The 14,099-nt window shown below is 36.6% G+C and carries 14 protein-coding genes and 2 pseudogenes; 8 read left to right on the top strand and 8 right to left on the bottom strand.

Translation table 11 applies throughout. The features are described 5' to 3' along the window. Positions 1-77 precede the first annotated feature (77 nt). The gene (locus tag FDO66_RS00360; protein WP_141430422.1) at positions 78-524 is read right to left on the bottom strand and encodes an ASCH domain-containing protein; all 447 of its coding nucleotides are present in this window, start codon (positions 522-524) and stop codon (positions 78-80) included. A gap of 256 nt (positions 525-780) precedes the next feature. Here FDO66_RS00360 and FDO66_RS00355 point away from each other — a divergent pair, with 256 nt between their 5' ends. After that, positions 781-1,527 (top strand): 3-oxoacyl-ACP reductase family protein, encoded by a 747-nt coding sequence (locus FDO66_RS00355; protein WP_141430421.1) that lies wholly within the window; start codon positions 781-783, stop codon positions 1,525-1,527. 17 nt (positions 1,528-1,544) lie between these two features. Then, positions 1,545-2,114, top strand: a pseudogene (locus FDO66_RS00350) (NADPH-dependent F420 reductase). A gap of 165 nt (positions 2,115-2,279) precedes the next feature. On the opposite strand, the pseudogene FDO66_RS00345 reads toward FDO66_RS00350, so the two are convergent. Further along, a pseudogene (locus FDO66_RS00345) lies at positions 2,280-2,699 on the bottom strand (DinB family protein); the annotation flags it as partial. An 86-nt stretch (positions 2,700-2,785) separates the two neighbouring features. Between FDO66_RS00345 and tnpB the strand changes: the two are divergent. Beyond that, positions 2,786-3,187 (top strand): IS66 family insertion sequence element accessory protein TnpB, encoded by a 402-nt coding sequence (tnpB, locus tag FDO66_RS21135; protein ID WP_258535512.1) that lies wholly within the window; start codon positions 2,786-2,788, stop codon positions 3,185-3,187. A gap of 165 nt (positions 3,188-3,352) precedes the next feature. Here the strand turns inward: tnpB and FDO66_RS00330 are convergent, their stop codons facing one another. From FDO66_RS00330 to FDO66_RS00315, 4 genes are all read right to left on the bottom strand, one after another. Further along, the gene (locus FDO66_RS00330; RefSeq protein WP_141430665.1) at positions 3,353-4,789 is read right to left on the bottom strand and encodes an alkaline phosphatase family protein; all 1,437 of its coding nucleotides are present in this window, start codon (positions 4,787-4,789) and stop codon (positions 3,353-3,355) included. Positions 4,790-5,065: 276 nt separating this feature from the next. After that, positions 5,066-5,269, bottom strand: coding sequence for a DUF1657 domain-containing protein (locus tag FDO66_RS00325; protein WP_141430418.1), 204 nt, complete (start codon positions 5,267-5,269; stop codon positions 5,066-5,068). Positions 5,270-5,484: 215 nt separating this feature from the next. After that, entirely contained in the window at positions 5,485-6,300 is an 816-nt protein-coding gene (locus tag FDO66_RS00320; protein WP_181444390.1) for a metallophosphoesterase, read from the bottom strand. 74 nt (positions 6,301-6,374) lie between these two features. After that, a complete protein-coding gene (locus tag FDO66_RS00315) occupies positions 6,375-6,944 on the bottom strand; it encodes a YkoP family protein (RefSeq protein WP_141430416.1) in 570 nt (189 codons plus the stop codon). A gap of 143 nt (positions 6,945-7,087) precedes the next feature. Between FDO66_RS00315 and FDO66_RS00310 the strand changes: the two genes are divergently transcribed. The 5 genes from FDO66_RS00310 (at position 7,088) to FDO66_RS00290 (ending at position 10,725) form a co-directional block, all read left to right on the top strand. Further along, positions 7,088-8,185, top strand: coding sequence for an MGDG synthase family glycosyltransferase (locus FDO66_RS00310; protein WP_141430415.1), 1,098 nt, complete (start codon positions 7,088-7,090; stop codon positions 8,183-8,185). A gap of 194 nt (positions 8,186-8,379) precedes the next feature. After that, positions 8,380-8,808 carry an SRPBCC family protein gene (locus tag FDO66_RS00305; protein ID WP_141430664.1) on the top strand — a complete coding sequence of 143 codons (429 nt, stop codon included), beginning with the start codon at positions 8,380-8,382 and terminating at the stop codon, positions 8,806-8,808. Continuing rightward, complete coding sequence (locus FDO66_RS00300) at positions 8,809-9,177, top strand: ArsR/SmtB family transcription factor (RefSeq protein ID WP_141430414.1); 369 nt, start codon at positions 8,809-8,811, stop codon at positions 9,175-9,177. 291 nt (positions 9,178-9,468) lie between these two features. After that, positions 9,469-9,693, top strand: coding sequence for a hypothetical protein (locus FDO66_RS00295; RefSeq protein WP_141430413.1), 225 nt, complete (start codon positions 9,469-9,471; stop codon positions 9,691-9,693). A 186-nt stretch (positions 9,694-9,879) separates the two neighbouring features. Next, positions 9,880-10,725 carry a MurR/RpiR family transcriptional regulator gene (locus tag FDO66_RS00290; protein ID WP_141430412.1) on the top strand — a complete coding sequence of 282 codons (846 nt, stop codon included), beginning with the start codon at positions 9,880-9,882 and terminating at the stop codon, positions 10,723-10,725. Between the two features lie 210 nt (positions 10,726-10,935). On the opposite strand, the gene gnd is transcribed toward FDO66_RS00290, so the two are convergent. Next, positions 10,936-11,838: a phosphogluconate dehydrogenase (NAD(+)-dependent, decarboxylating) gene (gnd, locus tag FDO66_RS00285; protein ID WP_141430411.1), complete on the bottom strand. Its 903-nt coding sequence runs from the start codon at positions 11,836-11,838 to the stop codon at positions 10,936-10,938. A gap of 80 nt (positions 11,839-11,918) precedes the next feature. Next, the gene (gene tkt, locus FDO66_RS00280; RefSeq protein ID WP_141430410.1) at positions 11,919-13,922 is read right to left on the bottom strand and encodes a transketolase; all 2,004 of its coding nucleotides are present in this window, start codon (positions 13,920-13,922) and stop codon (positions 11,919-11,921) included. Between the last annotated feature and the right edge of the window lie 177 nt (positions 13,923-14,099).

Below are 14,099 nucleotides of genomic sequence, written 5' to 3'. Positions count from 1 at the left end.
CAATGCAGGAAGGTTCGGAAGAATATTTAGTTATGTAGAAAAGAGGGAATCAACTCTACCCATATAAGATCGTTTTTTCACTTCTTAACATCAATCAATTCAAATCGTTCACAAACGAGCAGCAAATCTTCTGTAAATTTAAGGCCGATTTGACTTAACTCTTCTTTGAAAAATTTTTCATGGGCATCCTTCCAATATGGATAGGTCAAATCACCTTCTCCTTCTGCAAAAGCAAACTCTTCTTTCACCTCATTCATTGGCGTCAACGTGACGTCCACTGTTTTAATAATCGCGACAGGCTCATCCTTACTGTTCAAAATGATGCTATAATCACCTGTCGAGGGAAGTAGCTCCTGTTCCCTTTCATAAAAAACATAAGCTGAGCATGTAGCTGTTTTGATCCCTTTTATTACTAAGTCTGCAAGATGGTCCGGATTCGCACCAAACTGCCAGGCACTTACAATACGGGGCTTTACACTATCCTTCCAAAATTCATCCCAATAGGTTTGTGCTGCTTGATTCATTCTCTTCAACTCATTTCTGACCGTATTATTGTATGAATCTTTTTTCTGCTTTCCCTAAAAAAATCCTTCTTTTGTTTATATTTTCAATTTCTTTTTCTCCTGTCAAGGGTTTAAACAATATATCTCCATCATTTTTGTAAAATCAGCTAAAAATTTTTCCATAAAATATCTTGACATTTTATATCTTCACGGGATATATTTAATTTGCAATTATGAACCGATCGTTTCAAAATTAAAATGAAGGAGTTGTTAAGGTATGGCAGAAACAAAATTAACAGGTAAAGTAGCATTGGTAACTGGGGGATCACGCAGTATTGGGAAAGCAATCGTGAAGCGTTTAGCAAGCGAAGGTGCAGCTGTCGCTTTCACTTACGTAAGTGCACAACAAAAAGCAGAGGATTTGGTTAAGGAAATTGAAGCAGAAGGCGGACGCGCCTTAGCACTTCATGCTGATAGCGCAGACGTAGATGCAGTTAAAGGAGCAGTTGCACAGACAGTAAAAACATTTGGGGGAATTCACATCCTTGTAAATAATGCAGGGATGGCCAACTTAAAACCTTATGATCAATTCTCTATAGAAGAATTCGATCAAATGGTAGCAGTAAACGTACGCGCAATCTTCGCTGCTGTCCAAGCGGCTGGTCCTCAAATGGGTGAAGGCGGACGCATTATTAATATCGGGAGCATCAACGCTGACAGCAATCCTTTCCCAGGAAACAGCCTTTATGTAATGTCTAAAGCCGGTGTCGCTGGTCTAACCCGAGGTCTTGCCCGTGACTTGGCTCCAAAAGGGATAACTGTAAATAACGTTCAACCGGGTCCTACTGATACAGATATGAATCCTGCTGACGGTCCTTATGCACCAATCGTTACAGATATGATTCCAATTGGACGCTATGGTACAGGTGCAGAAATTGCAAGCATGGTTGCTTATTTAGCCTCACCAGAAGCCGCTTTTGTGACTGGTGCAACGATTAATGTAGACGGTGGAGTGGTCATCTAAAATACAAAAAATAAAAAATGAATGGAGCGATTAACATGACAACAATCGGTATTATAGGAACAGGAGCCATCGGGCAGGCATTTGCAAAGCATGTAGTAGATGCTGGTTATGAAGTATTACTAAGCAATAGACGTTGACCAGAATCTCTTGCTCTACTAGTAAAATCACTTGGAGGCAATAGCAAAGCGGTTACTGTTAAAGAGGCAGCAACAGCTGATATTGTATTAGTTGCTGTGCAGTGGCAGCAATTAGAAACAGCACTTTCTGACTTACCTGAATGGAATGGCCGAATCGTGATTGATGCAACAAATCCGATTATTCAACCTGGTTTCAACATTGCCAATCTAGGCGGAAGAACTTCAAGTCAAGTCTTTGCCGACTTTGTTCCAGGGGCACGTGTAGTGAAAGCCTACAACACGCTGACACCTGGTACACTAGGATCTAATCCCATCACAAATGGCGGACACCGTGTCATTTTTATTTCCGGCGATGATATTGATGCAAAAGAAGCTGTTACCCATATTAATAATAGAGTAGGATTTGCCACTGTAGATCTTGGAGATCTTGCAACCGGCGGAAAATTATAGAAATTCCCAGGAGGCCCTATCCCAACTCTTAACTTGATAAAAATATAAAAATGATACAAAAAGGTGCCTTAAAATATAAAGAAAGGCACCTCTTTTTACCGTAAGAGTAACTCTAAAGTTTGATCAAAAATATTCCACTTTTAAAAAATGGATTATCTCACATGCCTATTTACGATGTAGAAGATTTTCTCTATATAAATAAAAAACATAATCAGTCATAACGGAAGAATCACCTAATTGATGCAGCATAGCTGAAATATTCCCTCTATGATAGGTCCCATGATTCACTACATGTAAGACCAATTCAGATAGACTTGTTTCTCTTAATCCTGCATATGGATTATCCAACATAAATTTCTTTTCCATATCTTCCTGACTGTTAAAAAAAGATATATAACGAGCTGATAAAGTGTGAAATTCCTTTTCTATTTCTTCAATGGGCAGTTTCTCCATCTTCTCTTGAAGTGGAAAAGAAGTTTGCCTTGCCTCATTCATACTCCGACCTTCAAGGACCTTTAACCACAGATGATCAACTAAATAGATATGAGACAACACCTTTGAAACAGAAGAAAAGACACTTTTCATTCGTAAGCCCCCAATCAAACAACGCATATGAACATGCAGCACCTCCTGGTACGATGAACGTATCAATTTAAGGAGGTGCTATTCACATGTCGCAACAAAAACTTACAATTATCCCCGTTACACTACATTCCGAAAATAAAGTTTCATTTACAGCCACTTCATCACCAACCTCTTCCAATAACGCTTGCACGATCAAAACAGCAAACGCGGAAATCTCCTTCTTCAACGGCGTGCATCATCCAAACGGTCATGAGGGAGTTGAAACATCTGTGAAATACGACTATACAAGTGTGAAAAATATTTACATCATTTGCGGAAAGACCGATATGCGAAAAGGTATTGACGGATTAGCCACACTGATTCAAGATTCTTTTGAACTGGATCCATACGGCGATTCCATTTTCTTGTTAAGTGGTTGGAGTAAAGATCGCTATAAATGTTTGTATTTCGATGGTGATGGCTTCGCCATGCTTTATAAACGCATATAAATTCTCTTCTATATAATCTAGTACTTTATTGATTTGTTTTTGTTGTTCTTTTCCGTAGATCATTATTTAAACTTCCTCTGACTCCCTGTATACTCCTCTTAAAAAATCCTTACTTGCTAATAAGAATGCAGCTTTCACTACCATTAAAAAAAGGTTAGAATCAATCTAACCTATCAGCGATAATATCCACTCTTTTACATCTACCAATCGTGAATAAGAAGGTGTTGACTCGGTGCCTGTGATGATTAAGGGTACTAAAGAATCTTGCTTATGCAGGCCTCCGTGACTTGCCCCTCCTATATGGGTCGGAGAACCTTCACCAATAAATTCATATCCTGGTTTGGCACTAACAATGATAAAATTTCCTTCATGAGAATGTAAGCTGCTATTTATTCTGGCTAACGCATCCGGATAGTCACCGTAATTAATTTGTTGGTTATTTACGGTAATATCTAATATTTCTTTATCTCCTTCTATAAACCATGATTGGTTATATGCATCAACAAATTCCCCGTCTTTAGAATAAACAAGCTCTCCTTTTTGTTCACCAGATCTAACCTTTATAAATGAATTTTCTTTCCATGCAATGACGTCAATTCGCTTATCCTTTTCTACCTCTTGTATTAGTTTATGAATAGGTAACGTGTTCGTATCTAAAGAATAGATATAGGACATACGTTCATTTACTGCAAGAACAATCTGGTCTTTTGGTTGAACTCCATCTCTTAGTTTCATTATGCGATATAACCCAAGGATTTTTCTAAGATCAATAAGAGCCATTTGGCGATCAGCATCAATCCATGCTTGTCCATTATCCCCGATCGTAATCCAAATATTTTTCTGTAAAGCCTCTTCCCATGAATGATAAACATTCAGGATCTTTTGCAAATGTTGATCAACCTTTTTAATTCCCTTTACATCCATTCGTCCATGCTTGTGTACACTTTGGTCAAGTTCTGGGAAATAGGCAATGGTAAAAGAAGGAAGTTGATCTTTTTTCATTAAATAAGTTAATTCTTGAACCGAAAAAGAATTATTAAAGCCAAGCTTTTGCCAAAATCGTTGATACCGATTAGATAGACTTATGTTTTTTAATGAACCATATGTAAAAACTTTTGCACTTAATGTCGAACGGTCTTTTTGAAAAGAAGTAAATAACGTTAATAATAAAGGTAATTTATAAATGTGGGGTGTATTTCCTCGATTCACAAGCGCGTTTATGGAGGCGGAATCCTTCCCTGTACCGTCTAACTCCTCATGTATGGTCTTTACTTTGTTGCTTATATGAACACCATTCATATTAAATAAGATGTCTTCTAGAGATTGATTAAGACCAAGCTTCCATAATTCTCGAATATGGCTGCCATAATTAACTAAACGATTTTCTTTTTCATTAAACCAAACAAGTCCAGGTAATTGATGCTCATTACAATAGGTTCCGGTAAGGATCGTCGTATCAACATTAACTGACATAGTTGGAAAAGGACTAACCATGTCTGGAATATACATGCCATTCTCTATTAAAAATTTAAATGCTGGTGCTTGATTATTTTTTAGAGCTTCTTGTAGAGGTGGGTCCATTAATGTATCTATAACAAGCATAATAACCGGTTTTGATTGTTCAGCATTTTTTTCTAATAAAGATACCACTTGAATCACCCTATTTTTATAATGGTTTCAAACTGACGTTTTCTAGAGTTATTTTTCCATCAATAAATTTCACAAAAATGCCCACATTTTGAGTGGGCATTTTTTGCCTCTAGTTGTTTGTAAATAGCTTTCTTTAGGTTTTACCTGGTCTTAAGGCAATTGTTGAATTTCAAAACCTATACATGTCGTTTTGAATAATCACAGCCTAATTGTATTTTTGTGTGTTTCTTATTGTTTGTATTGTGGTTCTTCCTGTTCAACCTGCTGCAGACGTGGAGATAATTGGTCAATGATAAGTTGTGTTTGTTGAGCTGTATTTTGATAAAGTTGTTTTGCCTGTTGGTTGTCAGTATCAAGCGCAAAGCCTTCTAAGCTTGCTTGGGCACTTTTTAACCCTGTTATCGTTTGTTTTAAGTTTGAGATTACTGTCATTTTATATTCCTCCTTTTTAAATCAATCGAACAAAATATAGAATGTCAATTTTTAAAAAGAAATATGCTGCCCAATTTTTGTTAACATACTAAAACTCATATGATACGCCAACTCAACACTGAAAATGTATAACCCTATTAACTTTTACGAATAATAAACCGTTCGAGGGAAAATGAAAAGCCCTCAGAATTCTGAGAGCTAAAACAAAAAGTTCATTATGAAATTTCATGGAATGTGATTTCAGGACGACTGCCAATACGGATATTGACTCCAGTTTGACCCAATCCTTCACTTATATAAAAAGGCTTTCCACCGTGGTAATGCAGCCCCTTAACCATTTTCATTCGTACAAGCTTACCCATTTTAATCAAATGGTAAGGCTTCGGCCAATGAATTTGACCACCGTGAAAATGACCGGATAATAAGTAATCAAATGGAATGTCTTTCATATCAAGTACAACATTCGGATCGTGGGTCAGCACTAAATTATAGCCTTCTTGCAGCCCTTGAAAGGACTTTTTAACATCGCTGTGATTAGTACTATAATTATCAATTCCAATTATATTCAAATTCTCACCATTAACCTTAATCGTAACATTCTCGTTTTGAAGTGTTTTACAGCCGTTTTCTGTAAGTGTTCTTTTCAAAGTTTCAAAGTTTTTCCCTTTTAAAACGTAGTCATGATTGCCAAACACGGCATAAACCCCATATTTCGGGTTTATTTTTTGCAATACATGAAGATAGGGAATTAGTTTAGGAATACTTCGTTTACGATCAAGAAAATCACCTGTTAGAGCAATTAGATCAATTGGTTGTTTTGAAATCATTTTATATAATTCTGCTGGGTTAATTGATATATTTTCAAGGTGCAAATCAGATAGGTGAAGTACCTTAACATTTTTTTCTGAAACTGTAATGTTTGGTCGAGAAACGGAAATCGTATTTACTGCTACTTTTCTTGTATTCTTATATGCTTTAAAAATCATTAATCCAAATAAGACAGAAACAATCAGAATAAAATAAACTGCCATTGTGATATCCCCTCCCTTCTATACATTATAGTAAGGATGAGGGGACAGTCCTAGTGGAAGTTGAAGGAAACTAATTATACCGTTCTTTTGTATTTCTCCATTAGCCTCTCTTTAGACATCATCAAGTAAACTGGATGATGTTTTTTTATGTGTGCAATAGAAATCTTTGAACATGTTAGTAAATAAATGGGTATTTGTGATGTTTTTTTAAACCATGAATAGAGTTTACTTTCCGGAAGTACACATTCAAATCCAAGCGGCCGAAATCCCTTGTTAATGAGTGTGATTCCAATGATTCCTTTTATCTTGGATTTCTCGGGATGATTATCGATAAATTCAGCCAAAAGTGGCATAGAGTTCATCACTCGTCTAAATACGCCTCTTCCCTTTGATAATTCATTTTTAATGTATGAGAAATCCTGCATTAGCCTTACGTTATGCAAATGGATTTTCAGCAAAAGATCGTTTTTACAGATCATGATACCATCTGATAATAACACTTCCTTTCCTTTGTATTTTGTTAACCTCACCCGAAAAACTCCTTCTCCTTTTCTGTCTGGACAAAGATATTGCAGGCGGGTAAAAGAAAAATAAATAGGATCTAAATATTTCCAAATATTTAATATAACGAGACGCACCAACATTCAAACTCTTTCTCCTTTCATTGGACTACAATAAATAGGATGTTTAATTCATGTGTCTTTTAAAAATGGTAAAATACGGATTAAATTTAAGGTATGGAAAATGGGATAGATACGAATAGTAAGTAAAAAAGGATTTGGATCACATGAAGAAAATACTTATACTTCCTTTTTTACAAATGCCCTCAGGACATCATCAAGTAGCGGACGCGATCAGTGCTTACCTTAAAGAATTGGACGATTCTGTAAAGGTAAAAAAAGTAGATATTTTCCATTATACTTCCCGTTTCGTTGAGCAAATTACTTCCAAATTTTATTTAAAAGCAATAAAAATAATTCCATCTGTTTATAGCTATTTCTATCGACATAATGCATGCCGCAGCCAAAGCTATAAAGCTGATAATCGTTATTTCCTCTATGACCGCATCTTCTTAAATAGTATGAAGAAGCTAATCAAGCAAGAAAATCCAGATTTCATTATTTGCACCCATTGCCTTCCTTCCTATTTATTAAATCTATTAAAGAAACAAGAGCAGTTGTCGATTCCTGTGATTAACGCTTATACAGACTATTTTATTAATAATGTATGGGGAATTACTCAGATTGATTTTCACCTTGTCCCAAGTGAAGCAGTGAAACATTTTCTTGAACTTCGTGGTGTTTCCCCAAAAAAAATTGCAGTTACAGGGATACCTATTCATCCGTTAATTACAAAAAAAACTGAAAAAACATATGGAAAAGAGGCTCCTTTATTTCATGTTCTGGTCTCCGGCGGCAATCTAGGGGTCGGGCCAATAGAAAAAATGCTTGACCTAACCCTTTTTTCAGGAAAAATTAAATATTTTGTACTATGTGGGAAAAATCAACAGCTATTTAAGAAAATCGAGCAGCTTCAAAGCCCTTTTCTTAAATCAATATCATACATATCTTCAAGAGAGGAAATGAACGAGCTTTACGAGCGAATGGACATCATGTTAACCAAGCCTGGAGGAATTACGATTAGCGAATGCCTACATAAAGGTATTCCACTTTGTCTACTAGATCCATTACCAGGCCCCGAAGAAAGAAATCAGCAATATTTACTGGATGAGAAATTGGCCATTAAAATAAATCTTGATGAGCTGGAATATAGCTTGCTTTTATTTTTAGAGAATGAAAAAGAAAGGGAAAAAATTCAGCAAAGGATATTTGTACAAGTAGAACGATTAGATAACTTAAGTGTCGTATTTAAAAAATTTCTTTAGTGATAAGAACTGCGCAAGCACCTTGTTCAGCCCTGAAGATAGACATCATTCTACCTTTAAAAGTTTATTCTTTTCATTTAAAAAAGTATGTTTAAAATAAATTTTTTGACATGAAACCTTTTGGTGTTATATATTAAAAACAAAACCAAATGGTGTTATATCAAATTTGAAATTGAAGGAGAATGAATATGGAAATAAATAATCAAAATACGCTGCAAGATATTAAACAAACGGTTATTTTTGATGCACCTATTCAAAAAGTTTGGGATACAGTATCCACATCAGAAGGAATTTCTTCATGGTTTATGCCAAATAATTTTGAGCCGATAGTTGGACATGAATTTCACTTGCAATCCCCTTTTGGTCCATCACCATGTAAAGTATTAGAAATTAATGAACCTTATCGACTTTCTTTTGCATGGGATACTGATGGTTGGATTGTTTCGTTTATTTTAAAGGATTTAAGTGGCAAGACGGAGTTTACACTTATTCATAGTGGATGGAAAGATCCTGAAACGATTCTTCCGAAAGCAAACGAGAAAAGTTCTGTTATTCGCGATAGAATGGACAATGGTTGGATAGGGATTGTTCATGATCGCCTTAAAAAGGTTGTTGAAGGTTAAATGACTTCATCAGCTGAAAAATATGATGTATTTCAAGCGATTGCAGATCCAACTCGCAGAGAAGTCCTTCGATTACTTTCTGAAAAAGAGCTGCCTATTTCAAAAATCACCTCCCATTTTCCGATCAGTCGTACGGCCATTGCAAAGCATCTTCATATCCTTTCAGAAGCAAGATTGGTTAACGGTGAAAAGGTAGGAAGGGAGAAAATTTATCGGCTGCAGCCTGAACCATTAGTAGAATTAAAGAAGTGGCTTTCTTTTTACGAACAATTTTGGAATAATAAATTGTCCATGCTTAAACATGTAGTAGAAAACAATGGTGAAAATAAATTGCAAGTCATTAAAACTGAATTTGATCATGAGAAATAATGATTATAAACAATTTTGAAATATATTTGTGGTTTCCTATAGTCAAATAACGAAGCAGAATTGGAGAATAGTTATTGTTTTGTTATTTGACTTTTAAGATAGATTGGTCTGGAGTGATAGTCAAATTGAAAAGGGTCGATGTCGTATACGAAAATAATACCGTTGTAATCAAAATCTATTTTCTATAACACATACCTTATTTCCCATTGTTTTATTGAAAAAAGAATAAACCCCATAACTAAGGTCAATAATGTTATTTAGTAAAATAAAATACAAACATAGGAGCGAACAATGGAAAATAATAAACCTACCTTTAAATATAACGTTGGTTATACTTTTAATGACGGGGCAATCGCTAATACGGTTGGTTGTTGTACATATAGCCAGGCAGAAGAAATTTCGGAAGCAATCTTATTATTTGCATCTAAAAATGCAGATGATGTTGATGGCATTGTGATTGAAGATGCTGAAACTGGTGAAGTGGTGGAATACCCTGTGTCAGCGAAGGAAAATTAACTAAAGCTGCTGTTTACTTACATCTCCCTTGAATACATGGCTCTTATTTGAAGAATCCGTATATGATATTGATTTCTAATAATAAAAAAAGTATAACTTTAGATTAATTTAGAGATGAAAAAATTTTTCATTTAGAACGAATATGTTACACTACAAATAGTACATTCGTTAGAGAGGAAAATTTTGATGTCACAGAACAGTTTAAAAAAAATTCGCTCCTATTATACTAGATTGAGCGAAAAAGAAAAAAAGATTGCTAACTATATATTGGAAGACCCCGAAAGGATCGTTCATCGTACGATTAACGAAGTGGCCGTTGATTTAAATGTAGCTGATGCGACCGTTTTTCGATTTTGTAAAACCATTGGTTTTAAAGGATATCAAGCGCTTAAAATTGCATTAGCGTCAGAAACCATGACTCCTTTGCAGCAAATTCATGAAGATATTAATGACCTGGATGATGAGAAAACAATCGCGGAAAAAGTATTTAATTCGAATATTAGGACGCTTGAAAATACTTTACAAATTATTGACGGGAAGGCAATCGCTAAAGCAGTTGACATGCTTATTCAAGCCAATAATGTAGAACTTTACGGAACAGGCGGATCCTCTGTTATTGCCATGGATGCTTTCCATAAATTTTTGCGAACGGGGATAAAAGCCTTTTCTTTTATCGATTCTCATTTCCAGTTAATGTCAGCATCACAATTAAGTGAACATGACGTTGCTGTTGTGATTTCTCACTCTGGAGCGAATAAGGATACTATTAATATTTTAAAAGCGGCAAGGAAAAATGGTGCAAAGACCATTGGAATTACAGGCTTTCCAAAATCCTATATCGGTCAACATGTAGATGTTGCCTTATATACAAGCGCTGAAGAAACGGAATATAGGTCAGAAGCTTTGTCTTCTAGAATTGCCCAATTAAGCCTTATTGATGCCCTCTATGTGAACTTAATGATAACAAATAAAGACAAAGCTAAATATTCCATTGAAAAAGTACGGGATGTCATTACAGAAACAAGAATTTAGTAAGAAAAGTGAAAGGCGCGCCGCCTATCGGCGACAAGCATAAGACGAACTGACTGGAAAGATGCTCTTTTCTTGTCTTGCCAGTTTGACTAGACCATAGAGCCGAAAGCGCATGGAGCTAGACAGGAACAAAAGCGAAAGCGCCTTGAACAGCCAAAAAGGGGCTTCATCAGTGGTAGATACTCCCCACTGATGAAGCCCCTCTTTCTATTAAACTACTTTTTCCTTTTCCACAGCATGCCCGCCAAACTCATTGCGAAGTGCTGCTACGATTTTCCCTGTAAATGTATCTGTCTCAAGAGATCGATAGCGCATTAATAAGGACATAGCGATTACAGGAGTTGCCGCCTGTAAGTCCAAAGCGGTTTCAAGTGTCCATTTTCCTTCACCAGATGAATGCATTGTCCCTTTAAGCTCATCCAGCTTAGCATTTTTAGAAAAGGCATTTTCTGTTAATTCCATTAACCAAGAGCGAATGACTGATCCATTGTTCCATACTTTCGCTACTTTTTCATAATCAAAGTCAAAATCACTTTTTTCTAGAACTTCAAATCCTTCACCGATGGAAGCCATCATTCCGTATTCAATGCCGTTATGAACCATTTTTAAGAAATGGCCACTGCCGGCTTTTCCTGCATATAAGTAGCCATTTTCAACAGCTGTATCGCGGAAAATCGGCTCGACAGCTTCCCATGCTTCACGGTCACCGCCAACCATATAGCATGCACCATTACGGGCTCCCTCCGTACCACCTGAAGTACCAGCATCTAAATAGCTGATGCCAAGCTCTCTTAGTTCGTTGTATCGACGAATAGATTCCTTATAGTGCGAATTCCCCGCTTCAATCACAGTATCCCCTTTAGATAAGAAAGGTGTAATCTCCTTCAAAACGGAATCCACTACAGAATGTGGGACCATCACCCATAAAATTCTTGGTGTTTCCAATGAATGTACAAGTTCCTTTAAGCTCGTCGTACCTACTGCACCATATGCTTTCATTTCTTCTACAGTATTTGGATTGATATCAAATGCCATAACCTCATAGTTTTGATCGATTAGATTTTTCCCTAAATTTAATCCCATTTTCCCTAAACCAATTAACCCTATTTGCATATGAAATCCCCCTTAAGTGATCCTTAAAAGAATGTTTACATTCATCTTTAGTACCAATCATTCTAAAATCGGGCTAATCATTATACTAAATTAAGATTTAATACCGATTTAACGGTTTTTACGACGTTATCTGTCGTGAATCCAAATAACTCCATTACATCAGCTCCTGTACCTGAAGCCCCAAAAGTGTCAATTGATAATACTTTCCCTTCAAATCCTACAAAGCGTTCCCAGCCGAGGGAAATCCCCATTTCGATCGATACACGCTTTTTAATGGAAGAAGGTAAAACTTGCTCTTTATACTCGCTTGACTGGCCTTGGAACAACTCCCAGCTTGGGACGGCTACAACACGCACCGATACTTGTTCTTTTTCCAATTCAGCTTTCGCGTTAACAGCTAATGATACTTCAGAGCCTGTCGCCAATAAAATTACATCTGGCTGTTCATTCGTTTCAGCTAACACATAAGCTCCCTTAGAAAGATTGTCGATGTTTGCTTTTGTTTCCTCAAATACTGGTAGATTTTGACGACTAAGAATCAAAGCAACTGGACCATCCGTTTGTTGCAATGAATAAGCCCATGCACTAGCTGTTTCATTCGCATCTGATGGACGAATAACTGTCAGCCCTGGGATCGCGCGTAGAGCTGCCAGATGCTCAATTGGCTCATGCGTAGGTCCATCCTCTCCTACTGCAATCGAATCATGGGTAAACACATACGTTACCGGCAGCTTTTGTAATGCTGCTAATCGAATAGAAGGGCGAAGGTAATCATTGAAAACAAAGAACGTGCTTACAAAAGGCTTCACTCCTCCATGAAGAGCCATCCCATTGCCTGCAGCTCCCATTGCGTGTTCACGCACCCCAAAGTAAACATTGCGGCCACTAAATGATTCTACTGCGTATGCTTGTTCACCCTTAATATCGGTCATCGTCGAATGTGATAAGTCGGCACTTCCTCCAAAAATCGAAGGTACTAGTTTTACATATTCGTTAATCGCTTCTCCACTTGCAACCCGAGTTGAAATGGTTTTCTCTGCATCAAAGGTCAAAATATTTTCAGCATCGATTAAAGCTCCCCCTTTGATGGCGCTATCTAGTTCACTTGCCAGCACAGGATAAGCTTCACTATAAGCTTGGAATAATTCATTCCACTGCTGTTCTTGTCTAGCTCCTTTTTGTTTACCTTCTTCAAAGTGGGATTTAACTTCATCAGGAACAAAAAAGTCTTCATCATAATTCCAGCCATATACTTTCTTTGTTGCTTGCGCCTCTTCTACACCAAGTGGATTCCCATGTGCCTTATTCGTTCCAGCCACTTTTGGACTGCCATAACCGATAATAGTTCTAATCTCAATAAGAGTCGGTTGGTCAATGTTTTGTTTTGCTAATGCAATAGCCTCTGTAATATCAGCTACATTATTTCCGTCCTCTACACGTAAATAATGCCAATCAACAGACTCTACTCTTTTTTTTATATTTTCTGAAAAAGAAAGATTTAAAGCTCCGTCTAACGAAATATCGTTTGAATCATATAATACGATCAATTTCCCAAGTTTCATATGACCAGCCATAGACATAGCCTCATAGGAAATTCCTTCCATTAAATCGCCGTCTCCTACTAATGCGTAAGTATGGTGATCAATTACAGAATAGCTTTCTTGGTTGAATTTCGCTGCTAAATGAGCTTCAGCCATTGCCATCCCTACCGCAGTCGCAATCCCTTGTCCTAAAGGACCTGTTGTAGCTTCGACTCCATCAGTGTGCCCAAATTCGGGATGACCAGGTGTTTTACTATTTAACTTCCTAAAACTCTTCAAATCTTCTATAGATACATCATAACCAGTCAAATGAAGCAAGCTGTATAACAAGCTTGAGCCATGACCTGCTGAAAGAACAAATCGATCCCGGTTAAACCATTTTGAATTTATTGGATTATGGTTTAAATGATTGTTCCATAATGCATATGCCATCGGCGCAGCTCCCATAGGAAGCCCTGGATGCCCAGAGTTCGCTCGATTTACGGCATCGATGGATAATGTTCGAATGGTATTGACAGCTAATAATTCAATGTTTTGATTCACTGCTTTTATTCCTCCTCGTGATTCAATCATTATGATTGATCCTACAAAATGAAGCTTACATTTTGGTAGCCTGACTTCGTACGCTAAAAAATGTTCTCTCTATAAAGAATTATAATAAAAAAAATTTCTTTATTCAATAAATTAAGAAAAAATTTATTTCTCACAAGAAAAGCGCAA

Source organism: Bacillus sp. 03113, assembly GCF_006546985.1.
In the GTDB taxonomy this organism is placed as follows: Bacteria; Bacillota; Bacilli; order Bacillales; family Cytobacillaceae; genus VATK01.
Note: the sequence above shows the minus strand (reverse complement) of the source record. Positions and strands in the feature narration are given on the sequence as shown.

Coding starts and splice junctions, on each gene's coding strand:
- FDO66_RS00360 (WP_141430422.1), bottom strand. CDS start 524: ATGAATCAAGCAGCACAAACCTATTGGGATGAATTTTGGAAGGATAGT.
- FDO66_RS00355 (WP_141430421.1), top strand. CDS start 781: ATGGCAGAAACAAAATTAACAGGTAAAGTAGCATTGGTAACTGGGGGA.
- tnpB (WP_258535512.1), top strand. CDS start 2,786: ATGTCGCAACAAAAACTTACAATTATCCCCGTTACACTACATTCCGAA.
- FDO66_RS00330 (WP_141430665.1), bottom strand. CDS start 4,789: ATGCTTGTTATAGATACATTAATGGACCCACCTCTACAAGAAGCTCTA.
- FDO66_RS00325 (WP_141430418.1), bottom strand. CDS start 5,269: ATGACAGTAATCTCAAACTTAAAACAAACGATAACAGGGTTAAAAAGT.
- FDO66_RS00320 (WP_181444390.1), bottom strand. CDS start 6,300: ATGGCAGTTTATTTTATTCTGATTGTTTCTGTCTTATTTGGATTAATG.
- FDO66_RS00315 (WP_141430416.1), bottom strand. CDS start 6,944: ATGTTGGTGCGTCTCGTTATATTAAATATTTGGAAATATTTAGATCCT.
- FDO66_RS00310 (WP_141430415.1), top strand. CDS start 7,088: ATGAAGAAAATACTTATACTTCCTTTTTTACAAATGCCCTCAGGACAT.
- FDO66_RS00300 (WP_141430414.1), top strand. CDS start 8,809: ATGACTTCATCAGCTGAAAAATATGATGTATTTCAAGCGATTGCAGAT.
- FDO66_RS00295 (WP_141430413.1), top strand. CDS start 9,469: ATGGAAAATAATAAACCTACCTTTAAATATAACGTTGGTTATACTTTT.
- FDO66_RS00290 (WP_141430412.1), top strand. CDS start 9,880: ATGTCACAGAACAGTTTAAAAAAAATTCGCTCCTATTATACTAGATTG.
- gnd (WP_141430411.1), bottom strand. CDS start 11,838: ATGCAAATAGGGTTAATTGGTTTAGGGAAAATGGGATTAAATTTAGGG.